The 22898-nt window shown below is 48.6% G+C and carries 21 protein-coding genes and 2 rRNA genes; 7 read left to right on the top strand and 16 right to left on the bottom strand.

Translation table 11 applies throughout. The features are described from left to right. Positions 1-5: 5 nt before the first annotated feature. The 5 genes from gmd to BCF53_RS16605 form a co-directional block, all read right to left on the bottom strand. A complete protein-coding gene (gmd, locus tag BCF53_RS16625; protein ID WP_132703431.1) occupies positions 6-1124 on the bottom strand; it encodes a GDP-mannose 4,6-dehydratase in 1119 nt (372 codons plus the stop codon). Between the two features lie 19 nt (positions 1125-1143). Beyond that, on the bottom strand, positions 1144-1899 hold the full coding sequence (locus tag BCF53_RS16620) for a WecB/TagA/CpsF family glycosyltransferase (RefSeq protein WP_132703429.1): 756 nt from the start codon (positions 1897-1899) through the stop codon (positions 1144-1146). Between the two features lie 137 nt (positions 1900-2036). Further along, positions 2037-3080, bottom strand: coding sequence for a nucleotidyltransferase domain-containing protein (locus BCF53_RS16615; RefSeq protein WP_132703427.1), 1044 nt, complete (start codon positions 3078-3080; stop codon positions 2037-2039). Positions 3081-3097: 17 nt separating this feature from the next. Then, the gene (locus tag BCF53_RS16610) at positions 3098-4486 is read right to left on the bottom strand and encodes an undecaprenyl-phosphate glucose phosphotransferase (protein ID WP_207902762.1); all 1389 of its coding nucleotides are present in this window, start codon (positions 4484-4486) and stop codon (positions 3098-3100) included. A 179-nt stretch (positions 4487-4665) separates the two neighbouring features. Then, on the bottom strand, positions 4666-5289 hold the full coding sequence (locus tag BCF53_RS16605) for a hypothetical protein (RefSeq protein ID WP_132703423.1): 624 nt from the start codon (positions 5287-5289) through the stop codon (positions 4666-4668). On the opposite strand from BCF53_RS16605, the gene BCF53_RS16600 reads away from it, so the two are divergent. After that, on the top strand, positions 5284-5637 hold the full coding sequence (locus BCF53_RS16600; RefSeq protein ID WP_132703421.1) for a hypothetical protein: 354 nt from the start codon (positions 5284-5286) through the stop codon (positions 5635-5637). The two genes, BCF53_RS16605 and BCF53_RS16600, sit on opposite strands and share 6 nt — an antisense overlap. A gap of 73 nt (positions 5638-5710) precedes the next feature. On the opposite strand, the gene BCF53_RS16595 is transcribed toward BCF53_RS16600, so the two are convergent. Both BCF53_RS16595 and BCF53_RS16590 read right to left on the bottom strand, forming a co-directional pair. Further along, positions 5711-5881 (bottom strand): lasso RiPP family leader peptide-containing protein, encoded by a 171-nt coding sequence (locus BCF53_RS16595; RefSeq protein WP_132703419.1) that lies wholly within the window; start codon positions 5879-5881, stop codon positions 5711-5713. After that, the gene (locus BCF53_RS16590; RefSeq protein WP_132703417.1) at positions 5866-6534 is read right to left on the bottom strand and encodes a PEP-CTERM sorting domain-containing protein; all 669 of its coding nucleotides are present in this window, start codon (positions 6532-6534) and stop codon (positions 5866-5868) included. Before BCF53_RS16590 ends, BCF53_RS16595 begins: the two co-directional genes overlap by 16 nt. Before the next feature lie 429 nt (positions 6535-6963). Here BCF53_RS16590 and BCF53_RS16585 point away from each other — a divergent pair, with 429 nt between their 5' ends. Beyond that, positions 6964-8850 (top strand): asparagine synthase-related protein, encoded by a 1887-nt coding sequence (locus BCF53_RS16585; protein WP_132703415.1) that lies wholly within the window; start codon positions 6964-6966, stop codon positions 8848-8850. A gap of 23 nt (positions 8851-8873) precedes the next feature. Here BCF53_RS16585 and BCF53_RS16580 read toward each other — a convergent pair whose 3' ends face one another. The 3 genes from BCF53_RS16580 to BCF53_RS16570 are packed head-to-tail and all read right to left on the bottom strand — an operon-like array spanning position 8874 to position 11313. Then, positions 8874-9338 carry a lasso peptide biosynthesis B2 protein gene (locus tag BCF53_RS16580; protein ID WP_243645856.1) on the bottom strand — a complete coding sequence of 155 codons (465 nt, stop codon included), beginning with the start codon at positions 9336-9338 and terminating at the stop codon, positions 8874-8876. A gap of 10 nt (positions 9339-9348) precedes the next feature. Then, positions 9349-9618, bottom strand: a complete 270-nt coding sequence (locus BCF53_RS16575; RefSeq protein WP_132703411.1) for a PqqD family protein — start codon at positions 9616-9618, stop codon at positions 9349-9351. A 39-nt stretch (positions 9619-9657) separates the two neighbouring features. Next, the gene (locus BCF53_RS16570) at positions 9658-11313 is read right to left on the bottom strand and encodes an ABC transporter ATP-binding protein (protein WP_165901957.1); all 1656 of its coding nucleotides are present in this window, start codon (positions 11311-11313) and stop codon (positions 9658-9660) included. Between the two features lie 409 nt (positions 11314-11722). On the opposite strand from BCF53_RS16570, the gene rsmA reads away from it, so the two are divergent. Together rsmA and BCF53_RS16560 are read left to right on the top strand one after the other, a co-directional pair. Beyond that, entirely contained in the window at positions 11723-12523 is an 801-nt protein-coding gene (rsmA, locus tag BCF53_RS16565) for a 16S rRNA (adenine(1518)-N(6)/adenine(1519)-N(6))-dimethyltransferase RsmA (RefSeq protein ID WP_132703407.1), read from the top strand. After that, positions 12523-13383 (top strand): symmetrical bis(5'-nucleosyl)-tetraphosphatase, encoded by an 861-nt coding sequence (locus BCF53_RS16560; protein ID WP_132703405.1) that lies wholly within the window; start codon positions 12523-12525, stop codon positions 13381-13383. Before rsmA ends, BCF53_RS16560 begins: the two co-directional genes overlap by 1 nt. A gap of 42 nt (positions 13384-13425) precedes the next feature. Here BCF53_RS16560 and BCF53_RS16555 read toward each other — a convergent pair whose 3' ends face one another. Together BCF53_RS16555 and BCF53_RS16550 are read right to left on the bottom strand one after the other, a co-directional pair. Further along, the gene (locus BCF53_RS16555) at positions 13426-14652 is read right to left on the bottom strand and encodes a flagellar assembly protein T N-terminal domain-containing protein (RefSeq protein WP_132703403.1); all 1227 of its coding nucleotides are present in this window, start codon (positions 14650-14652) and stop codon (positions 13426-13428) included. 30 nt (positions 14653-14682) lie between these two features. Next, entirely contained in the window at positions 14683-15279 is a 597-nt protein-coding gene (locus BCF53_RS16550) for an LPP20 family lipoprotein (RefSeq protein WP_132703401.1), read from the bottom strand. A gap of 209 nt (positions 15280-15488) precedes the next feature. Here BCF53_RS16550 and BCF53_RS16545 point away from each other — a divergent pair, with 209 nt between their 5' ends. After that, the gene (locus BCF53_RS16545; protein ID WP_132703399.1) at positions 15489-16709 is read left to right on the top strand and encodes a multifunctional CCA addition/repair protein; all 1221 of its coding nucleotides are present in this window, start codon (positions 15489-15491) and stop codon (positions 16707-16709) included. Position 16710: 1 nt separating this feature from the next. Here BCF53_RS16545 and BCF53_RS16540 read toward each other — a convergent pair whose 3' ends face one another. Together BCF53_RS16540 and BCF53_RS16535 are read right to left on the bottom strand one after the other, a co-directional pair. Further along, positions 16711-17307 carry a flavin prenyltransferase UbiX gene (locus tag BCF53_RS16540; protein WP_132703397.1) on the bottom strand — a complete coding sequence of 199 codons (597 nt, stop codon included), beginning with the start codon at positions 17305-17307 and terminating at the stop codon, positions 16711-16713. After that, positions 17304-18170 (bottom strand): acyl-CoA thioesterase, encoded by an 867-nt coding sequence (locus tag BCF53_RS16535; RefSeq protein ID WP_132703395.1) that lies wholly within the window; start codon positions 18168-18170, stop codon positions 17304-17306. The genes BCF53_RS16540 and BCF53_RS16535 overlap by 4 nt, the downstream gene beginning before the upstream one ends. A 225-nt stretch (positions 18171-18395) precedes the next feature. Here BCF53_RS16535 and BCF53_RS16530 point away from each other — a divergent pair, with 225 nt between their 5' ends. Beyond that, entirely contained in the window at positions 18396-18989 is a 594-nt protein-coding gene (locus BCF53_RS16530) for a hypothetical protein (RefSeq protein ID WP_132703393.1), read from the top strand. Positions 18990-19101: 112 nt separating this feature from the next. Beyond that, positions 19102-19437: a hypothetical protein gene (locus BCF53_RS16525; RefSeq protein ID WP_132703391.1), complete on the top strand. Its 336-nt coding sequence runs from the start codon at positions 19102-19104 to the stop codon at positions 19435-19437. A gap of 297 nt (positions 19438-19734) precedes the next feature. Here the strand turns inward: BCF53_RS16525 and rrf are convergent. Beyond that, positions 19735-19850 (bottom strand): 5S ribosomal RNA (gene rrf, locus BCF53_RS16520). Positions 19851-19995: 145 nt separating this feature from the next. Continuing rightward, positions 19996-22883 (bottom strand): 23S ribosomal RNA (locus tag BCF53_RS16515). Positions 22884-22898: the final 15 nt, after the last annotated feature.

The raw sequence follows: 22898 nt of genomic DNA, 5'->3' as shown, positions 1-22898 counted from the left end.
TACTATCATTCTTTAGCCACCGAAACCTTATAACCATGCTCTTTCAACAATGCATGCTGCTTAGCTACCTGAAGGTCTGATGCGACCATTTCACCGCACATTTCTTCAACGGTGATCTCCGGTACCCAGCCGAGTTTCTCTTTAGCTTTGGCAGGGTCGCCCAGTAGGGTTTCTACTTCGGCTGGTCGGAAGTAGCGTGGGTCTACTTTCACAATTACGTCGCCTACGCTCACGCCTGGTGCTGTTTCACTATTTACTGCGGTTACTGTGGCAATTTCATCGACACCTTCGCCAGAAAACTCAAGCGTGATGCCTGCTTCCTGTGCAGACATGCGTACAAATTCACGTACGGAAATCTGCTTACCGGTGGCAATAACGAAATCTTCTGGTTGGTCTTGTTGCAGCATCATCCACTGCATGCGTACATAATCTTTTGCGTGGCCCCAATCCCGCAGCGAGTCCATGTTGCCCAGGTACAAGCAAGGCTCTAAGCCCTGTGCAATATTGGCAATGCCTCGGGTTATTTTACGGGTTACAAAGGTTTCACCACGGCGGGGTGATTCGTGGTTAAACAATATGCCGTTACAGGCATAAATACCGTACGACTCGCGGTAGTTTACCGTTATCCAGTAGGCGTACATCTTTGCTACGGCGTAAGGCGAGCGCGGGTAAAAAGGTGTTGTTTCTTTTTGGGGTATTTCCTGCACTAAGCCGTATAGCTCTGAAGTAGAAGCCTGATAGAACCGGGTTTTCTTTTCCAGCCCTAAAAAGCGTATGGCTTCCAGCAAACGCAGTGTTCCCATTGCGTCTACATCTGCCGTGTACTCAGGGGATTCAAAAGAAACCGCTACGTGCGATTGCGCGCCCAGGTTGTACAGTTCATCTGGCTGAACTTCCCGCAGAATACGCGTTAGGTTTGAGGTATCGGTTAAATCGCCATAGTGTAGCTTGAAGCGTGCGTTCTCTATGTGTGGGTCTTCGTAGATGTGATCTACGCGTTCGGTGTTAAATAATGAAGACCGGCGTTTAATACCATGAACTTCATAGCCCTTTTCCAACAGGAATTCCGCCAGGTATGAACCATCCTGACCTGTAACACCGGTGATTAAAGCAACTTTAGCCAAAGCAAACTCCTTTTAATTTCTAATCAAATGCTCTTTTAAACAGCCATTGCTGCATAAAGTACCAAATATAACGGGGGTTATGTTTGAAGTAACGCTTCCATAAGCGCTTAGGTTCAGAAAGCAAACGGAACAGCCATTCAAACCCAATTTTTTGAATCCAACGCGGTGCATGTTTTTTGTTGCCTGCGATAAAATCGAATGCGGCACCCACACCCAGCATCACACAATTTAGTTTCTCTTTGTGCTCTGCCATCCAAATTTCTTGTTTTGGGCAGCCAATACCCACAAACAACACATCGACTTCACTGCTGTTAATGGTGGCTACAACTTCATTATCTTCGTCAGCTGTGAGTGCCCGGAAAGGCGGTGAGTAAGCGTAAGTGATGTTAATTCCCGGGTAGCTGGCTTTTAGGTTGCCTTCTACCTGTTTCAAAACAGAATCGGAACTGCCACCGTAGAAGCCTATTTTAAGGTTCTCTTCGCCGCTGAGTGCGCACAGTGCGTTCATAATGTCTTGCCCACGCACCTGATCCGCCTGTTTTTGGCCTAATAGCTTTTGGGCTATTGATATGGGCTTGCCATCGGGGATGACCATATCTGCGCCGTTTACTACGCTTCTAAAACTTTGAGAATCAAAAGCTTCCATACACATATGGACATTTGAAACACAAACATAGCGGCCCGCTTTTTCTTTAGACCAGTCTGAAACGGTTTTAACGGCTGATGCGATGTTTACAACATCAACTTCCATATTAATGATTGGGATACGCTTCATTCCTTATCTGTACTCTTAAAATCGATGTTCAATTAAAAACAAATATTTATACGATATTCATTTAGCCATTCAATTGACTGTTACCACCGGCCGTGAATTCAAGCCTGGAATTCCACTATTTAACCTTAAACACCTTACTAATAAGCCTTAACCGACCTGGAGATAAAACGATTATACAGACTGATAACGCCTCTTTTGTTATCGGGTAACAGGTAAAGCAGTATGGCCTGCACTACTCTCGATACAAATGAGTTTCGCGTTTGCCTTTTAGTCTTCATTAACCATTCAACTAGTTTGAAATCAACACCTTTTGAGTGTTGGCTGTTTATGCCGCCTTTCACCGAGCCTTCCAATACACTGTAGGATGCTAAAAACAGCGAGAGCACTTTAGAGCAGCCTAGCGCCTTGGCGCGGGCTTCAACGCTCTCGAAGATGACATCGTGAGATTCTTTAAGGCAGTGAAAATCGACAAGTGAGTATCTGTTGAAATCAAAATCCCGGTAGCAATGAATAGCCTGGTGGATGATGCTGTCTTCTTTCGATAAAACTCTGACGTACTCACTGCAATAATTAGGGTGTTCCAGGCTTCTTTGCCACAATTGGCATTCATCAATATTGAATACTTGCGGGTAAGTAATGGATTTGTGCAGGTCGATAGCCATACCCGATTTACCCTTGGGTATAAATGACTCTTCATATAGGCCAATGAGCGGCCCGGCGCCGGGGGCTGTGTAGCTATCCATTATTTCTTGCAGAAGGGATTTGGCTTTTTCGAAATCCTTTTCTTTTACCAGCATGTCTATATCCCTTGAACCTCTGGGGTAGGCATCGTCATAAATCCAGCCGGAAAATGCCATACCTTTCAGCAAAATACAGGGTACTTCGTTCGCTTTAAATAGAGCCAAAACTGAGGCCAGCTGGCTTTTCATAGCCAAGTTATTGGCCACAGATTTTTGCGTTGTTGCTTTAAGCTTACTTTGAAGTTCAGGGCTTAACTGGCTGAATAAACCTGCCTTAATTAAATTTTGATGAATTAAGGGCAAAACACGCCAGTGCTTTGTTTCTTCTTGAAATGCCAGTTGCAGTACGCCTTCAATATTAGAAGGTACCCTTCGTTTGAATTGCTCTTCATCCCAACAGGCAAGCGCTAATATTGGCAGTGTATCGTCTTTAGTTTGCATTCAATGACCAACAGGAATCAGTAAACATTCTTGCCGACAAACCCTTTATAAAAAGTCCAAAGCACTATTTTGAAATCCATCCATAGTGACCAGTTTTTGATGTAGTCCAGATCGTACTCTACACGCATTTCCATTTTCTCTACGGTATCTGTTTCACCCCGCCAGCCGTTCACTTGGGCCCAACCGGTAATACCTGGCTTAACCTTGTGTCGCAGCATGTAATAACTTACCTGCTTACGGTAGCTTTCGTTGTGCGAAACAGCATGTGGCCGCGGGCCCACAACAGACATATCGCCCTTCAGTACATTGATAAACTGCGGTAGCTCATCTAATGAAGTTTTTCTTAAGAACGCGCCCACCGGCGTTATTCGGGCATCGCCTTTTTTGGCCTGCACTACGTTGGCACCATTATCGGTCACTGTCATAGAGCGGAACTTCCAGACTTTAATTTTTCGGCCACCTAAGCCATAGCGATCTTGCTTGAATATTATCGGGCCAGGAGATGTAACTTTAATGGCAATGGATATAAGCAACATTGGAATTGCGATTACAGACAGCACCATGAGTGATATTAGAATGTCTTCTGCGCGCTTCAGTGCAGCACTGGAACCCTGCATTGGGTTATCGAATACGCTGATGGTTTGCATTTCGCCCACATGCGACATAGAAGCGCTCATTAGGCAATAAACGAACAGATTAGGAACCAGATGAACAGTAGCGGTGGTATCGCCCAGTAAATAGAGAATTTCCTGAATGCGCTCTTCCGCCTTCATAGGCAGGGCCACATACACAACTTCAAACTCATTCTGCTTGGCGCGCTCTACGCCTTCTTTAATGCTGCCTTGCAAATGCTGGCTAACTGATGGGTTCACTCGCTCAACAGAACGGTCGTCAAATACGGCCTGAATTCGATAACCCGTTGATGGGTTCTTTTCTATTTCATGAATGAGCTGCTCACCAATATCGCCCAAACCAATAATGGCGACCGACCGGGTATTTCTGCCGGCTGCCCGTATTCGCTTTAAGAACAAAGCAAACGCAAAGCGCCAACCGATTAACGAGGCATAGGTTCCTACAAACCATAAACCCAGCGTTATTCGGGAAAATTGAGTACCCGTTTTAGTGAAAAACAGATAAGCCATGACCAAAGAGGCAGCGATAACACAGGAAATAAAGGTATAAAAAGCGATTTGTCGAAAGAACCCTGCCCGCCAGGAACGGTAAAGTGCAAAAGACTCTGCTGATAGCATGAAACACATTGAACAAAGCAGAGCGATTAACAAGTAATTTTCACCAAAAACCGCATGATGATAGGAGGTAATAATAAGAAGTAACACTAGCTGAATAACAACTAAATCGACCAACCGATAGACGATGGCAAACTTATTCACGTTATTCTTGATCATTCCATTTTTACTTAACATTCTAAGCACCCTCTTCCATTAAACTGCTTAAACAGAGCTTACTCACTGCAGACTGCTGCTGCAGCCTCACCTGATCGCCCGGTTTAACTAACCCAACACAAACCAATAACGCGTAAAAAACTTAGAATGTTATTGGCAACTTATGCTGCACAACCACTGGGTTAGCCTTTTGCATCTTGCTTGATCATTTCACAAACCGTATCTAAATGATCAAACCCAGATCTAAAATTTACCTGCTTCATTTGTACGCTATTGACTACGTTACTCAGCGCCTGGAACCGCTCTTCTTCCAACCCAATTTTTTGAAAAGCGCTGCCTAACATGCTGTTTTGCAATAGTTGCACCAACGCTACCGACTTAGACATTGGTTTTATTTCGCACACCGAATCTTTAATAACTTCGCTATCCGATTTTTTTTCACCCGGCTCAACACGGTTCAAAAAGTAGATTGTTTCTAAACGCTTTTTTGCAGAATCTCTGCCTTCAACGGCCAGCTTTACCTTAGAGAATTGCTCGTGAACTTTATCTGTATTTTTCAGATTAAACCCACTGGCCTTCAGGCTGTCTGGCCAAAGCCTCACTTCGGGCCAGCCAGGGTAAACCTCTACGGTGCACTGTGCGTTGCCAGTTGCACTTGATTGATGCAGAGCTAACATATCGTCTGTCATCATTTCAAAGCCATTGCCGGCCAGCGCTACTGTAAGCGTGGTTTTTCCTGTTCTGCTGGGTGCCAGCAAAGCGATTGCTTTATTCGTACCGGTGAGCGATAGCGCATTGGCATGCACACACTGCACGCGCTTACGCTCAAGCCACAAGGCTATCGCCATTGTTTGGAAGTAATGATTGGAATCTGTTCCGCCCTGATCCCAGTCGATTACTATTTCGCCATCGGTAATTTCAAAACTACCCTTACCCTGGCAATCGATTTTCAGAAAATCGGCATTTGCTTCCGTGTACAACTCCACTCTGGTTTCATAGCGCTCGCCCTTATCGGTGAGCAGCCAATCGGCCTCTCTTTTTTGCCTTGCGGGCAGCCGCTGCTCTCTAACACGCAGCCTGTAACGCTGCTCATGCTCTTCGAAGAGACAATAAGGCTCACAAGCCACACCATGCAGCGGCAAAGAATAAAGTAGATTCATACGGGAAAATGCAGCAAAAATGCCAAGAAGCAGCCTCCATGCCGCACTTTTGAATTTAGAGTATTAGCTAGCCAACAAATGGATTCCGTTTGGTATGGCCACCCTGCTCATCCGGAATACTTCCGGAAAAGCCCTGGGTTAGCTCTACCAGGCTACCTGCTTTTACTAACTTTGGAGAAGAGTACGCTTTCAGCTCTTTGCTCTTCTTTTCGTTGCTATTCATTACATTGCTATCCATTTTTTGCTCCTTGCACGGGAAGCCACTAAGCCGAACAGGCCAGCGCCGAAAAGCATTAGCGTTGAAGGCTCGGGAACATACGCATCGGTATCAGCCCAGAACGTGAGAGTGGTTACGCCAGTTAGGCTATCCAGAGTCAGTGTCGTGAACAGCTCTTCCAAAAACAGACCGCTGTAGCCTGCAAAATAACTGGATGACGCACCTTCTAGCAGAGTAGAAGCATCAACATCAACTTCAGAGAAAATGCGCCCCTGACCACTGCCATTGGTATCGTCACTTAAATCATCGATGAATGCCGTGTCGAAAACAATACCGGTATCGAGTGTATCAATGATTAAACTCTCAACACTTCCGTCACTGGTGAAAGTCCAAAGGCCGTAGATGGTATCTGTAGACGAATCATACTCACCTAGGGTTGAGCCTTCCTGAGTTAATGACCAGCTAGTTTCACTAACACCACCAGACTCGCTACCGGTTGCACTCCAAATAACCGTGTCGCTGGTGCCATCTGTATAGATTGCGGTCACGGAAATGCCGGCCATATCGGCACCGGTTACAGTTGTTTCAAAATCCAGAAGCGTTGCGTTAGCCCCTGAACTAAACATTACCAGGGCACAAAATACGCTCCCTAACGTCCATTTACTGATATTCATATCATTCCTCTCAAGGTGAAGAATTTAACTTCCTTTGTGATTTGCAACTTCTAATTGCTCATTTTAGGTATCGCAAAGCAAAAACCAATCCAGAATATTTTAAGCCTTTAAAAACAATAACTTAGGCTAATGCACCGTGGAATATTTTATAAAGCTGTAAAATATCCCGACGTTTTTCCTATGCTTTGCTGAACGATGCTCCAAAATTGAGCGATAACTCACATAGCGTTCGTTTCTTTGTTTCTTTTATTCCAACCTGTAGAAACAACCAACAGCCGCGGATTAAACCATGCCTGTTAAAACTTGAATGTTACATAGCTCAATAAACTGTACATTCCTGCCTTTACAGTTTGATGAAATTTTGAAACTCTGTGAAGCACTGCAGTATTCTTGGCCGCTGCACTCAATAGGATTGCGATAGGGAAATCCATGCAAGATTTCATTTTGCTAACTGGCAATAGGCACAATTTAGAAAACATTCGTGACCATCTGCGTAAAGCATTTCATTGCCCACCCGATTCGGCTTTACCCGTCATTGCCCAAGCAGACCAGACTGGTGTTGCTTGTTTAGCTTTTGAGCTTGATCAAAAAAACGGCACTGTTAAAAATACCAACACTCCAACTGAAGCCATCGGCCTTGTTGCCATTGGCAGTGTTCAACAAAACCTAAACTCATCGCTTTATGAAAAGAACGCAAGCATTCCGGCTTACTCAGATGGTACTAAGCCGCAACATGATTTAATCCACGCCGCCTATCAGAAGTGGGGCGGCAACATGGCGCATCATTTAACAGGCCAATTCAGTTACTGTGTGCGTGACCCAAAAACTGGAGGCATCCAGGGTGCGCTCTCCCCTTTTAATAGCAGCTTATTATTTGTTTTTCAGTTTCAGGGGCTGACTGCTGTAACAACCGATGCGCGGCTTTTAAAACATATACCCGGCGTTAAATTTACGCCGAATAAATCCAGCTTAGCCTGTTGGCTAGCCGGCCAACCCGACCCTCACGCGCCAATGTTTGAAGAGCTGACGGCTATTCCCCCCGGGCATAGCTTTTCTATTTTAAACGGGCGCTTAGCGCTGGAGAAATTCTGGGATGTCGACCCAAACGCACAAATCAGATTCGCTCAGACCACTGAATATGAACATCATTTCCTGACCTTATTACAAGCAACTGTAGAGGAGCACCTTCTAAACGCTGAAGGCACTGTATTCAGCCAAATGAGCGGCGGGATGGATTCAACATCCGTTAGTTATCTGACAGCAAAGATATGCCGGGAAAGAAACCTACCTTTCCATACAATATCTCATCAGTACCCTGAAAAGGCTAATTGCGATGAATCTGATTTAATTCAGCTAATGATCGATCGAATTAAACCTGCGGGCGCTCACTTTATTGATATTAATGAGTTGAACCGTTCTTTATCTTTCTCTGAAAGATACCCGACGGATTTCAACAACCCGGGCATTGTTCATGCGCCCCAATACATTGAAGAACTGGAACTTCTGAATACGCACGGTGCCAGCACATTATTTACCGGCAATGGCGGTGATGAAATATGCTGGGGCCATAGTTCTGTTTATACGTCACGATTTATGCGGGGCGATGTAAAAGTGGTTCCCGAGGTTTTTAGAAGCAGCAAGGAACTTAACGTCTCGTTTACCAGAACAGCTTACCGGCTTTTTTTGAAGCCATTCCTGCCTGGCTTTTTGTTGAACACAGCGAACCTACTGCGAGGAAAGACCCCGCAATCTGACTGGCCCGCCTGGTTAACGCCTACGGCAGTAGATGCAGCTTCTGCTTCGGTTAATCAGAATGATTATTTCGTTAACCCCTATTCAAAACGTTTTAACCCCGCTAAATTTGCCCGCTATCAGAGCCTTCATCGTACGTCTACCTACAACTCTCTGCGGTCCTATCAACATTTGGCAAAGGCTTATGGTATTGAGGTTTGCCACCCCTTCTTTCACCCTAAAGTGATTGAATTCAGTTTCGCCATTCCCGAAAAGTTATTAATTCAGGGCAAGTACCCTAAGTGGCTGTTGCGCAGAAGCATGAACGGTCATTTACCGGATGAAGTGTGCTGGAAACAAACTAAAGTTGTTTTCGACCAGCACTTTGCCAGCCTGGTAAGGCAGAATGCAGATGAATTAATATCTCTGCTATCACATGAAGGGTTACAGGGCTTGGGTTTAATTGATAACACACGGGTTTTGAAGGCATTCAACGAGATACTTACCGACCCAGGCAAACACCTGAACGTTGACCTGCTGTATGTCATTCTCACCCAATCCTGGTATCAAACGCATTGTTTATAAGGGCGAATTTATTGAATACTGAATCAATGGGGTGATGCCAGCAAAGCAGACAGCGAAGGTGCTGTTATTTCCTTCAGCTCGGAATAGCTTTCCACGACTTCCGGGGAATCGTTAATGACGATTCCGTTCCATACCAACCAGCAATGGGCATCTATCCTGCCGGCCGTCAACTTAACACCAAAATGAATGGTGACCGGCACTTGTCGCTTTGTGAGCATCTGTTTTTGAGTTAGGCAGCGCCGCAGGCAATTCACTTTTACAAAATGATGCCTGCCGGCGATTTCGATAATTCTGATGATGGCGAGCACTTCACTAAGCGATGCACTGCCAGGGCCATTCGTAGTGGCATTTGAAATGTTTTTACGCCAGCTTTCGTAGGCTTTTTTTTGCAGCCGGCGATCCCAAATAATAAAAAGCAACCATGCCTCTAGCAGTTGCTTCCACTGAGCAGGAGAGAGCTTTACCGATGATTTAAATTTTTGCCACATCACTTGTAGCTCAAACTTTTGAGAGAAGTCCGAGGCTCTCCATCTCTTTTACAATAGCTTCCAAGTCAGTTTTGAACTGCTCTTGAGTGACGTCATAAACAGAGCACGCCTGCTTTACAATTTCAGATAGATTCACGCCAGAAGTCATGACATCCAGTATATAAGTGCCGACGGAATCGAGCGTAAAGTAGTTGCCCGTTTCCGGCTCTAGCAGTACAGATTCATCATCCACCTTCTGGAATAGAACCCCTTCTTTAATTTGATAGATATCGTCTTCCATAGCGACTCTTGTAGTTACGTTCAACCCTAATGGCTAGGCTTAAAACTCTAGCACTTGATCCGCCAGTTTGACCAGCTCATCGTCGTGACTGGCAATGATAACGGTCATATCCTTAAGGATGCTGGCAAATTGATCTTTAAACCGGATGCTACTGGCCATATCGAACATAGAGGTTGGCTCATCTAACAGCATAATTTTTGGTTTGGACATCAGTGCCCTGGCCAATGCAATCTTTTGGCGCTGGCCACCCGATAACTTAACGCCTTCTTCGCCAACCGGTGTCATGTAGCCTTTATCGAGCTGTTCAATAAAGCGATGTGCGCCGGCCTTTCTGGCTGCTTTTTCGATCTCGGCTGATGTCGCCTGTGGATAACCAAAGGCAATATTATCGTTAATAGTACCTTCATACAGAGAGACCTCCTGCGATACAAGCCCAATCTGTTGCCGAAGTGCACGCAGGTTAATTTCGTGTATGTTGTAGCCATCCATGAAAATAGTGCCCTGTTGAGGCTCTATGAACCTCATTAGCAGATGCAGTATTGTCGACTTACCTCGGCCGTTTGGCCCACGCAGTACCACGATTTGACCAGGGCGAATGTCAAATGACAAACCCCGGATGACCGCCTGCCCCGGTGTGTATGAAAAGGTGACATCCTTTAGCGTGATGCTTCCGGTTATAGTAACGCTCTTTGTTCCTTCATCCACGGGTTCTGGAAGAGTGTTTAACGTTTCCAATATGCGGTGGGAAGCCCCTTTTGCTTGCTGCACCTGGCCATAAAGGTGAGCCAGGTTGCTGATTGGCCGAACAAACAGGAAGCCATACATAAGCAATGAAATAATATCTGACATTCCCAGCGCACCCGCCTGGTAGTTAACGACCGTTATCAATATGACCGCCAGAACCCCGCAGGAAACCATAAGCTGAATGAACGGCGAGAGCAGCGCCTGAAGGTGCAACTGCTTCTTTCGTAACCTGTAAAGCTCGTCAGCTTTGGCTTTAAATTTGTGTAGTTCGTGATCTTCCCGGTTAAAGGTTTTTATCAGTTTAATCTGGCTTATGTTTTCACTTGAAATAGCCAGTTGGCCTGCTTGTTTTGCAACCAGTTCCTGACTAATGGGTGCCAAGCCTTTGCCCAGTAATTTCAACACCACATAAAACAACGGGATCAATGCCAAGATGACCAGCCCGGTGACGGAATGGATCGACACCATCATAAAGGCCGCACCGATCAGGATAAGCGCCGATGGCACCAGGCTGGTTAAGATGCCGGATAAGAAATGACTGATAATGGCTATATCGTTACTTAGCAGAGATAGAATAGCCCCTTTTTTTCTATCGATAAAATAGCCCATAGGGAGCATTTGAATATGCTCATAAAGGCGGCAACTTAAATTGGTGAGTATCTTTGAGCCGATCAGGTTTAAGCGGAAAACGGACAGGTAGCGGAGAACCGCCTGCACTGAAAACAACGCAACCCAAACGATAAAAACTTGAGCCGTGGTGAGGCCAAAGAGCAACTCTTGCGCAAATACAGCTTTTGCAAACTGCCCGGCGAACCAGGGGATTACAAGGCTTACGCCACTTTCTATGAGCATCAGAAATATCGTTAGCACCAGGCTGATTCGATATTGAGAGAGATACGAGAAAAGATATGAAAAGGATTTTGGTTTGCTGTTCATTACTTTTGAATCCATTTTAAATTCCAGTACTGAAAACCAAAGTAACCTCCACTTATTCATCAAGCAGGTGCCCGGCATTGTTCCTTCATGGCGCAGCCTGTTGATACGCATTTGAAACTGCACCGGCTATTGTATCTGGTTGTGAGCCAGCCGGATGATCAGATTATGACCTAGATAGTGAACTGCTTGCCAGTTTTTTAAGAAAGCGGGAAGCCCACGGGTTTAGTCATGAATAGCGTTTGGCCGCCTACCGGTCGCTTCTTTGCAGACCCCATTTTTCCTATAAGGTGATATAATCTTGGGGTTACTTTCTCACCCTACCCACGGGTGAGTATTGCTGAGAGTCCATCTGGCAAACTAATCTATCTCTGCGGATTCTAGGTCGGCGGAGCATCACCATTACAATTGAATTAAAGGAGTTTGCATGGGCAATCCGCCGGTACATAAAGCGCGCAAGAGGTTCGGCCAGAACTTCCTGAATGATGACCATGTGATTGATAAGATCGTTAAAAGCATTAGCCCTAAACCGGGTCAGCATCTTATCGAAATTGGCCCGGGTCAGGGCGCGATTACCGAGCCTCTGCTAGAAGCACTGGAGGGTAATCTGGATGTGATCGAGCTGGACCGTGACTTGATCCCTATTTTAAAGGCCAAGCTATTCCGCCATGAGGGCCTGCAGATTCATGAAGCCGATGCGCTGAAGTTCGATTTCGCTTCGCTGGCATCCGATGGTCGCCCTCTGCGCATGGTGGGCAACCTGCCGTATAACATCTCTACACCGCTGATGTTCCACCTGCTTGAGTATTCCGACATTGTGGAAGACATGCACTTCATGCTGCAAAAAGAGGTGGTTCAGCGTTTGTGTGCAGCCCCGGGGGACAGCGCCTATGGTCGCCTTGGCATTATGATGCAATACCGCTGTGAGGCCCGCTATCTGTTTACGGTACCGCCGGGCTCCTTTAGCCCGCCGCCGAAGGTCGACTCTGCCATTGTGCGCTTAACCCCGCGTAAAGAGCTGCCCTACACGGCCAGTAACTTTGAGCTGTTCGCTCAGGTGGTTAAGGCGGCCTTTGCTCAGCGGCGAAAAACGCTGCGCAATAACCTGAAAGGCATGATCGATGATGCCGGGCTGGAAGCACTGGGCATTAACCCGGGTATTCGTGCTGAGATGCTCGGTATTGAGGCCTTCGTCAACATTGCCAACGCGATTGATAAGGCCGCCTAATGGCGCTTTACGCCGTTGGTGATTTACAAGGCTGCTTGCACCCGCTGGAGCGCCTGCTGGAATACGTCAACTTTGACCCGGCGGTCGATACGCTCTGGCTCACCGGAGATTTAGTCTGCCGTGGGCCCGATTCAATTGGCTCTCTGCAGTTTGTTCGCTCGCTGGCTGCATCGGCGAAAACCGTTCTGGGCAACCACGATCTGCACTTGCTTGCCTGTTTCGATACCGGCAAGATTAAGCCCGGCTCTGAAATTGACGGTATTCTGAACCACCCGGATGCCCCTGAACTGATGGATTGGCTGGCACGCCAGCCAATGCTGATTCAGGATGAAACGCGCGGTTTGATGATGACCCATGCCGGCATTCCGCCGCAGTGGTCCGATGATAAAGCGATCCGACGTGCGCGCGAGCTGGAGACCTGCCTGGCAGATAAAACCAGTCGCAGTGACTTTTTTAAAGCCATGTATGGCAACAAGCCCAGCAGCTGGTCCGGAAAGCTCACCGGCAACGAGCGGCTGCGCTATATCGTCAATGCCTTTACCCGCATGCGTTTCTGCGGTCAGGGTGGTGAACTGGAATTTAAGTTCGATAAATCGCCGGATAAGGGCCCTATCGGCATGAAGCCCTGGTATGAATGGCCTGCACACAAACGCAGCCACAAGCTGATTTTCGGCCACTGGGCGGCCCTGATGGGCATGACCCGGAAAGCAAACTTCATCTCACTGGATTCAGGCTACGTTTGGGGCAATTACCTGACACTGATGAACCTGGACAGCGACATCCGCTTCTGCTGCGATACCAACGGCCACATCAGCGAAATACACGAGTCAGACTTCTTAACACTGAAGCGCCCGCTTTAATGGGCGCTAGTGGGCCATGCGCAAAGTTAGGTAACGGGTCGCTTACCAGGCCATGACGATATCTTCTACCTGTAGATTAAGCCGCTCGGCACCTATGGCGAGCTCTGCCACGGCATAGTAGGGCTGTACCTGCTTCACTTCGGCTACCAGGCGGGTGTCGGAAATCTGCCAAAAGCTGTCGCCTTCGCGGTTAAACTTCTGACTGGTGCGATATACCGACAGGAAGTCGCCCGGTCGAAGGCCACTTTCAGCGCCGCTGGAAACATAAATCCGCTGACCATCCACCTGTGCAATGGTTGCCATAAAGGGCTGGCACTGTACGGTTTTTTGCAGGTCGTTCACCGCCTGATCTATCAACAGACGAACTTGCTGACCATAGTCTGTAGAGAAAAACTTAGCGGTACCGAAGCCGACCTCGGCATGATTCTTTTCATTCCACAAGCCGTAGGTTTTATAGCGGCTCTGAAACACCAGCGCGCCGGAATAACCATCGTGCACGAAAACATCAAAGACAAAATGGCGGGTGCGCTTGGCCTTACTGATGCCAACCTTCTTCAGCCAGTTATCCCAGTTGCCGGCTCGCGGGGCATCCGGGTTTTCCATCGCCATGTCGCGAATGACACCGGAAACAATAAACTGCACACCCAGATCTTTAGCGGTAGAAACGGCACGGGTTAGTGTCATACGCGGGGAAATTTGCGTGGGTGCATTGGGCGTATTCGGGTACAGGGTCATGTAGTTCGCGCTGAGTGCGCGAATACCCTGACGGCCATTCAGATCATTCACCAGCAGCGCGGCCAGCGAACGGTCTACCGAGCCTAAACGGCCAAGAGTGGAATGCTCCGGATGCTCCATAGCAAACCCGGTGATCGCCACAGATTTGTGATAACTGTTGGAAACCACATTGGCGCATTGCTGGCTGGGTGCCACGGTCGCCTCTATCTTCACCTTGTAGAGGCCGCCCTCGTTCTGTTCAGACAAGACTTCAATACCGGAAACCTGAGCAGCGCTGTTCACCCGCAGGTAATCAACCGTCAGATTGCCGTTTTCCATCACCTGACTGCTTTGGACACTGGCACTGACCTGCATGGAGGCATTCTTGATGGCATTGCGCATGGCACGAACGCGGGCGCTGACTTCATCGCCGTACTCAACCGGAGCAACCCCCTCAGCTTCGACAACCTGGAAATCTGAGGCGTACGCCATTGAGCTGAATAACAGACCGAAACCGAATGTTATCCACAGGAATAGTTTGAATACGCTTTTCATAGCCTGCCCTCCTTCATGAGCCGGTACTGCCTACTCGATGAAATATAGGCCGCTGCCGGTCGATTCAACGCCCTGAGAAGACAAGCTGCTGCGGGTCAACGCGTCCAAATCGTGAACCGCATCGGATGCGCAACCGGAATTCATTTTCCCCTGCCCCTGAGAGGCCAGACAGTTACGGAAGCCTTCATCGATGATCATTTCCACCATGGTTTCATAGCTGCCATCTGGCATGACTTCCTGATAAACCACGTTCGCACCCAGCACCTTGGCATCCACAAAGGCGCGGTATTTATCGTTCTGCACGACCAGGTTCTCAACCGTAGAGTTACCGATGATCTGAGTGCCATAAACACGCTCAGCCAGTGTGCGGTAGGCATCCAGTTTTGAGGCGCGCATAGCCAACAGGCGCTTCTGTACTTCAGTAACACCGCGGGTCGTCGGATTAATCGCGCCATAGCCGGTTACACGCAGGACCATCGGCTCCATTGGCGGCAGCTTGTCATTAATTTCCTGTACCTGCGAAACGATCTCATCGACCTTTTCCTGTTTGCTGTTGAATGGCCACATGCTGCACCCGGATACAAAAAGGGCCAGCATTAGAATGGCAAGTAGACTGCGAATATTCATCTGTAAACTCCGTTCAGGGTCGCCTGAATAACCATGTTGCTTGGTTTATCGGCGCAGGAATAAAAAGCCTTAGCGTTTATTTTTCAGCCACACCACAACGCACGCAGCGGCCGCTATTGCAGTTGTTCACCGGCTCAGGTACTTCAGGAAACGACTATACTGGGCGAACTTAGTTATAATGTTGCGAATCTTTTTTTCACGAAGGGCGTATGGAAACCTATTTAGTTGGCGGTGCCGTCAGAGATGAATTGCTGGGTCTGGAGGTCAAAGACCGGGATTGGGTTGTCGTAGGCGCAACGCCTGCGCAGCTTCTTGAGCAGGGCTATCAGCAGGTTGGCGCAGACTTCCCTGTTTTTCTGCATCCGCAAACCAAAGAAGAATACGCTCTCGCCCGAACCGAGCGGAAATCCGGCGTGGGCTATAAAGGTTTTGAGGTCAACTTCGACCCTTCCGTTACACTGGAAGATGATTTGCTTCGCCGTGATCTGACCATTAATGCCATTGCGCAATCTAAGGATGGTCAACTGATTGATCCATACAACGGCAGGCGTGACCTGGAAAACCGAGTGTTGCGCCATGTTTCACCGGCCTTCCGTGAAGACCCACTTAGGGTATTACGGATAGCCAGATTCTATGCTCGCTTTGCTTACCTTGGCTTTAGCGTTCATGAACAGACCCTGAGCCTGATGACTGAAATGACGACCAGTGGTGAGTTGGAACATCTGGTTGCAGAAAGGGTGTGGTCGGAGATAAGCCGGGCTTTGACATCGCAAAGCCCTGAAGAGTTCTTCTTCTGTTTAAAACAAACCGGTGCACTCGCCGTGGTATTTCCGGAGCTGGACCGGCTGTTTGGCAAGCCACAGCCAATGCGCTGGCACCCGGAGGTAGACACCGGCATTCACGTGCTCATGGCGCTGAAGGTTGCGCGCACGATGACGTCAGACCCTGCTACGCTGCTGGCAGCCCTGTGTCATGACCTGGGCAAAGGCTTAACGGCAAGCGAGGTTTTGCCGTCTCACAAAGGGCATGAAGGCAAAGGTGCCGATCTAATTCCTGGAATCGCAAAGCGCATGAAGTGGCCGGTCAAGGCAGCGCAGCTAACAGAAGATGTCGCGCGCTACCATACCCATTGCCACGATATTGAAAAGCTTAAGCCAGCAACGGTGCTAAAGCTGCTTAAAAACATCAACGCCTTCCGTCAACCGGAGCGCGTGGAACAGTTTGCCATGGCCTGCGAAGCCGATTACCGCGGTCGCTCAGGGTTTGAAAATAATGTATACCGGCAAGCAGCGCTGCTCAAAGCACTGGCCGGTACTTGCGCGGACGTATCGGCTGAGCCGTTTATTGCGCAGGGCCTTAAAGGCAAAGACATTGGCGAAGCCATGGACAAAGAACGGCTTAATAGAATCAGGCAGTTGCGAGAGCGCTAACTCAGCGCCCCCATTCAGCCAGCAGCGTCTGTTCAAAGCCGGCACTTTTCAGAATTCTTGCCACAACAAAATCAATCAAGTCCGCGATTTGCTCCGGCTGATGATAAAAGCCCGGGCTCGCCGGCAGGATGACGGCACCGGCTCTTTTCAGCTTGAGCATGTTTTCCAGGTGGATCTCGCTTAATGGCGTTTCCCGCGGCACCAGAATCAGTTTTCCCTGCTCCTTCAGCACAACATCTGCGCCACGTTCGATCAGATTATCGCACTGGCCGGTTGCGATGCTGGCCAGAGTGCCGGTTGAGCACGGGCAAATGATCATCGTGGACGGAGCCCCGGAACCACTGGCAACCGGGCTCATCCAATCATCCCGGCCGTAAAGACTGAGCTTACCCTTGTCAGAAATTGAAGCCCTGATGAAATCGGCCAGTTTGTCATGATTAGCCGGCCATGACTGCCCCTGCTCAACGGCAGCGACCATGAGCGCAGCCTTGGAGATCAGCAGGTGAACATGGAACTCCATATTCAGCAGTACCTGTAAAAGACGATGAGCGTAAGGCGCACCTGAAGCGCCGGTTATCGCTAAGGTAATTTCTCTCACTTCTTACGCTCCCGAACACGAATCAGGCCTTCCTGGGTGGTACTGGCAACCAGCAAACCCTGTTGATTAAATATTTGCCCACGCACATAACCACGACCACCACTGGTTGCCGGTGAGTCGGCGACATACAGCAGCCATTCATCCAGACGGAACGGACGGTGGAACCAAATAGCGTGGTCAAGGCTGGCAATTGACAGGCCGGGGTGGATGATGGAAATGCCATGGGGCATTAACGCGGTTTCCAGGAACCCGTAGTCAGAGGTATAGGCCAGCATTGACTGGTGTATCAGCGGGTCATCCGGAAGCGGGGAGGACGACTTAATCCACATATGGCGCTTGGCAATACCATGGCGAGGTCGGAACGGGTTCTGAGCTTCTACGATGCGGTATTCGATCGGGCGTTCTGCAGTAAACAGATCTCGAACGTAATCCGGGATTTCTTCCGCGTGTTCCCGATAGATCTTTAACTCCGGTTCTAACACTTCCGGGCCAGGAACATTAGGCATGGCAACCTCATGCTCTAACCCCTCTTCCTCAACCTGGAATGATGCGGTCATCGCTATAATGGCCTTACCCTCCTGACTCGCTACAACGCGACGAACACTGAACGAGCCGCCATCGCGAACATTTTCCACCTCAAACTCGATGCTTTTAGTCGCATCACCCGGTCGAAGGAAGTAAGCGTGCAGAGAATGAGGCGGGCGATCAGTTATGGTTTGAGCTGCGGCAGATAACGCCTGACCAATCACCTGACCGCCAAATAACTTTCTATAGCCGAGGTCTTGCGAGTGGCCACGAAAACGATACTTTCCGATCGACTCCAACTTTAGTAATTCAATTAGGTTATTAACAACTTCCGACATATTCCCGCCTGATAACACTCTGTAAACACAAATGATTGCGTCAATAATTAGATTTTTAGCTCACAACCAAGACTCACAATTGCCAATAAGACAACTATCTGACACCTAACAACGATCAAGTATCAGGACTTTTGTGAAATCATCACACAATCTACGCAATATTCGCTAAATAAACCCGAATCATCCATTATACTTTATGGGCGAACTAGCATTTGGTGTAATGATATGACGGCAGTTCATCAAGAAAACAATGACCTCATCTGGAGCCTGGAAGGTTTTTCCAGACAAGAAATGGCGAAACGCTTCGTTACTCGCTTTGAATCTCGCCTGTGCGTTTACTCTCCCACCGTCAGACAGATATACACCAATTACTCTTTAGAGTTCCCCAATGGCGAATCTAACCGTATGGTTGTGCTGCCTAATCCTTATGCCTTCCACGACACATTTAACAGCATAGATTGTGAAGCCGTGCGTGATACCGGAATGTTCATCGTACCGGGTGCATTGATTAAAAAAACAGGCTTATTTCTGGTCGTAAAATACAAGAATCAGGCAATTAAGGCAGCGCCTATTCCGATTCGTCAGGCATTAAAACGGATGGTCAGAACCGGCACTGCAACAGACCCGTTTTTACCGATACTTATTAAAGGTGACCTCAGGGAGTTCAATTCCGAAACCCCCTGCCTGCACCTTCACCGGATTAAATTGCCTGAACTGTGCCAGTGCTCAGATTTCGAAAAGACAGCCATTAAGAAATCAATATTTAAAAAGATGGCAGATCTGTACGACTCTGCAGACGAGATTGCTGCAGGCTTCTGAATTTTGACGACAACCCAGATCTTTTGGACAAGCATTACTACTACGCTTGCTGTTCCCGCCCCTATATAATCCCCAGCCACACTAGCAATACCTAACAAAGTTTGAGGCATCAATGTCAACTACTGCAGAAAGCGCTGGCAACTGGTTAAAGGATAAAAACCCTTCAGCAGATGAAGTGAGCGTCATGCTCAGCAAGCTGACCAGCCGAATTGAAAACTGGACCGGAGATGAAGAGCAGATTCAGGGGTCAATTGATGCGGCCGATGTATTGCAGAGCTATCTTGATGCCAAAGCGTCACCTGAACTCCCTGATGAAGCTGCTGTTAATGCCCAGCTCGACACCTCTGAGCTTATTCCTGAAGGTAAACCAGTAGAGCTATCCCCAGAAGAGAAACTGGTCAAATTTAATGCTCTAAAGCAGAAGTTAGCGGGCTCAACTTTAAAGTAACGGCCCCACGGCTCTTCCGTGAGTTCTGGCAGTACTTTGCGGGCGAGACGCCCGCGTTCCCCACAGCGCCACCCTGGACCGCGGGCGTCTCGCCCGCTCTTTGCCTTACCATCCCTTTGCTCTCATTCCCGCAGGCAATAAAAAACCCCAGCAGAGCGCTCTGCTGAGGTGATTCGTTTGGAACGGTGCGACGCTTCGCTTTGACGATGGCCCTACTCGAGAGCAAGTCTCTCTTTTCAAACACCTAAACGTAAAAAAGCCCCACCGCAGTGCGGCAGGGCTTTCTTAACTTTGGAAGCTTGACGATGACCTACTCTCACATGGGGAGACCCCACACTACCATCGGCGATACGTCGTTTCACTTCTGAGTTCGGTATGGGATCAGGTGGTTCCAACGCTCTATCGTCGTCAAGCAAACTGGTTGATGTCGTTCGTGACCTTCTTCGTCGTCACGCCCAACTCAATTCGTTACTAGAATTCGTTCTCAATCAACTGTTACTCACTCAATTCTACGCGTCTTAACTTACTTGCGCACAGCCAAAACTTCTTCGGCGTTATATGGCCAAGCCTCACGGGCAATTAGTACAGGTTAGCTCAACGCCTCACAACGCTTACACACCCTGCCTATCAACCAGTTAGTCTTACTGGGCCCTTCAGAAGGCTCAAAGCCTAGGGAAAACTTATCTTGAAGGGGGCTTCCCGCTTAGATGCTTTCAGCGGTTATCCCGTCCGAACTTAGCTACCCGGCAATGCCATTGGCATGACAACCGGAACACCAGGGGTTCGTCCACTCCGGTCCTCTCGTACTAGGAGCAGCTCTTCTCAATTTTCCAACGTCCACGGCAGATAGGGACCGAACTGTCTCACGACGTTCTAAACCCAGCTCGCGTACCACTTTAAATGGCGAACAGCCATACCCTTGGGACCGGCTTCAGCCCCAGGATGTGATGAGCCGACATCGAGGTGCCAAACACCGCCGTCGATGTGAACTCTTGGGCGGTATCAGCCTGTTATCCCCGGAGTACCTTTTATCCGTTGAGCGATGGCCCTTCCATTCAGAACCACCGGATCACTATGACCTACTTTCGTACCTGCTCGACCTGTACGTCTCGCAGTCAAGCTGGCTTGTGCCATTACACTAACCTCCTGATTTCCGACCAGGATTAGCCAACCTTCGTGCTCCTCCGTTACTCTTTGGGAGGAGACCGCCCCAGTCAAACTACCCACCACACACGGTCCGCAACCTCGTTTCGAGGCCTGCGTTAGAACCTCAACGTTATCAGGGTGGTATTTCAAGGTCGGCTCCACGTAATCTAGCGACTACGCTTCAAAGCCTCCCACCTATCCTACACAAATAACGTCAAAGTCCAGTGTGAAGCTATAGTAAAGGTTCACGGGGTCTTTCCGTCTAGCCGCGGATACACTGCATCTTAACAGCGATTTCAATTTCACTGAGTCTCGGGTGGAGACAGCGCCCCCATCGTTACACCATTCGTGCAGGTCGGAACTTACCCGACAAGGAATTTCGCTACCTTAGGACCGTTATAGTTACGGCCGCCGTTTACCGGGGCTTCGATCAAGAGCTTCGCTTACGCTAACCCCATCAATTAACCTTCCGGCACCGGGCAGGTGTCACACCCTATACGTCCACTTTCGTGTTTGCAGAGTGCTGTGTTTTAAGTAAACAGTCGCAGGGGCCTGGTATCTTCGGCCTCCAACAGCTTAAGGCGTAAAGCCCATCACCATCAAAGGCGTGCCTTCTCCCGAAGTTACGGCACCATTTTGCCTAGTTCCTTCACCCGAGTTCTCTCAAGCGCCTTGGTATTCTCTACCTGATCACCTGTGTCGGTTTAGAGTACGGTTCCATTACAGCTGGAGCTTAGAGGCTTTTCCTGGAAGCAGGGCATCAATTACTTCGGTCTCCGTAGAGACACCGTCATCACGTCTCAGCCAAAGAATGTCCGGATTTTCCTAAACATTCGGCCTACTCGCTTGAACCACGACAACCAACGCGTGGATAACCTAGCCTTCTCCGTCCCCCCTTCGCACTGTAATAAAGTACAGGAATATTAACCTGTTTCCCATCGACTACGCTTCTCAGCCTCGCCTTAGGGGCCGACTCACCCTGCCCCGATTAACGTTGGACAGGAACCCTTGATCTTTCGGCGTGCGAGTTTTTCACTCGCATTATCGTTACTCATGTCAGCATTCGCACTTGTGATACCTCCAGCATGCTTCTCAACACACCTTCAACAGCTTACACAACGCTCCTCTACCACTTAACAAAGTTAAGTCCGTAGCTTCGGTACTATGTTTGAGCCCCGTTATATCTTCCGCGCGGGCCGACTCGACTAGTGAGCTATTACGCTTTCTTTAAAGGATGGCTGCTTCTAAGCCAACCTCCTAGCTGTCTGAGCCTTCCCACATCGTTTCCCACTTAACATAGATTTTGGGACCTTAGCTGACGGTCTGGGTTGTTTCCCTTTCCACGACGGACGTTAGCACCCGCCGTGTGTCTCCCGGATAGTACTCACTGGTATTCGGAGTTTGCATGGGGTTGGTAAGTCGGGATGACCCCCTAGCCCAAACAGTGCTCTACCCCCAGTGGTATTCGTCCGAGGCTCTACCTAAATAGATTTCGAGGAGAACCAGCTATCTCCGAGTTTGATTGGCCTTTCACCCCCAGCCACAGGTCATCCGCTAACTTTTCAACGGTAGTCGGTTCGGTCCTCCAGTTGATGTTACTCAACCTTCAACCTGCCCATGGCTAGATCACTCGGTTTCGGGTCTACACCTTGCAACTTGACGCCCAGTTAAGACTCGGTTTCCCTACGGCTCCCCTATGCGGTTAACCTTGCTACAAAATGTAAGTCGCTGACCCATTATACAAAAGGTACGCAGTCACAGAACAAGTCTGCTCCCACTGCTTGTACGTATACGGTTTCAGGGTCTATTTCACTCCCCTCACAGGGGTTCTTTTCGCCTTTCCCTCACGGTACTTGTTCACTATCGGTCAATCAGGAGTATTTAGCCTTGGAGGATGGTCCCCCCATATTCAGTCAAGATTTCTCGTGTCCCGACCTACTCGATTTCATGTTGATCAGCTTTCGTGTACGGGGCTATCACCCACTATGGCGGTACTTTCCAGAACCTTCCACTAACATTCACAACACTTAAGGGCTGTTCCCCGTTCGCTCGCCACTACTTAGGGAATCTCGGTTGATTTCTTTTCCTCCGGGTACTTAGATGTTTCAGTTCCCCGGGTTCGCCTCTTACACCTATGTATTCAGTGTAAGATACCCAACTTACATTGGGTGGGTTTCCCCATTCGGACATCGCTGGATCAAAGCTCGTTTATCAGCTCCCCAACGCTTTTCGCAGATTACCACGTCCTTCATCGCCTCTGATTGCCAAGGCATCCACCGTATACGCTTAGTCACTTGACCATATAACCCGAAAAA

It is taken from the genome of Reinekea marinisedimentorum, assembly GCF_004341165.1.
Taxonomy (GTDB): Bacteria; Pseudomonadota; Gammaproteobacteria; order Pseudomonadales; family Natronospirillaceae; genus Reinekea; species Reinekea marinisedimentorum.
This window is presented reverse-complemented; position numbering and strand designations above follow the sequence as displayed.

Coding starts and splice junctions, on each gene's coding strand:
- BCF53_RS16545 (WP_132703399.1), top strand. CDS start 15,489: ATGGAAACCTATTTAGTTGGCGGTGCCGTCAGAGATGAATTGCTGGGT.
- BCF53_RS16530 (WP_132703393.1), top strand. CDS start 18,396: ATGACGGCAGTTCATCAAGAAAACAATGACCTCATCTGGAGCCTGGAA.
- BCF53_RS16610 (WP_207902762.1), bottom strand. CDS start 4,486: ATGATCAAGAATAACGTGAATAAGTTTGCCATCGTCTATCGGTTGGTC.
- BCF53_RS16575 (WP_132703411.1), bottom strand. CDS start 9,618: ATGGAAGACGATATCTATCAAATTAAAGAAGGGGTTCTATTCCAGAAG.
- BCF53_RS16580 (WP_243645856.1), bottom strand. CDS start 9,338: ATGTGGCAAAAATTTAAATCATCGGTAAAGCTCTCTCCTGCTCAGTGG.
- BCF53_RS16555 (WP_132703403.1), bottom strand. CDS start 14,652: ATGAAAAGCGTATTCAAACTATTCCTGTGGATAACATTCGGTTTCGGT.
- BCF53_RS16585 (WP_132703415.1), top strand. CDS start 6,964: ATGCAAGATTTCATTTTGCTAACTGGCAATAGGCACAATTTAGAAAAC.
- BCF53_RS16560 (WP_132703405.1), top strand. CDS start 12,523: ATGGCGCTTTACGCCGTTGGTGATTTACAAGGCTGCTTGCACCCGCTG.
- BCF53_RS16570 (WP_165901957.1), bottom strand. CDS start 11,313: ATGGATTCAAAAGTAATGAACAGCAAACCAAAATCCTTTTCATATCTT.
- BCF53_RS16600 (WP_132703421.1), top strand. CDS start 5,284: ATGCACACACTGCACGCGCTTACGCTCAAGCCACAAGGCTATCGCCAT.
- BCF53_RS16550 (WP_132703401.1), bottom strand. CDS start 15,279: ATGAATATTCGCAGTCTACTTGCCATTCTAATGCTGGCCCTTTTTGTA.
- BCF53_RS16620 (WP_132703429.1), bottom strand. CDS start 1,899: ATGAAGCGTATCCCAATCATTAATATGGAAGTTGATGTTGTAAACATC.
- BCF53_RS16535 (WP_132703395.1), bottom strand. CDS start 18,170: ATGTCGGAAGTTGTTAATAACCTAATTGAATTACTAAAGTTGGAGTCG.
- rsmA (WP_132703407.1), top strand. CDS start 11,723: ATGGGCAATCCGCCGGTACATAAAGCGCGCAAGAGGTTCGGCCAGAAC.
- BCF53_RS16525 (WP_132703391.1), top strand. CDS start 19,102: ATGTCAACTACTGCAGAAAGCGCTGGCAACTGGTTAAAGGATAAAAAC.
- BCF53_RS16615 (WP_132703427.1), bottom strand. CDS start 3,080: ATGCAAACTAAAGACGATACACTGCCAATATTAGCGCTTGCCTGTTGG.
- BCF53_RS16590 (WP_132703417.1), bottom strand. CDS start 6,534: ATGAATATCAGTAAATGGACGTTAGGGAGCGTATTTTGTGCCCTGGTA.
- BCF53_RS16595 (WP_132703419.1), bottom strand. CDS start 5,881: ATGGATAGCAATGTAATGAATAGCAACGAAAAGAAGAGCAAAGAGCTG.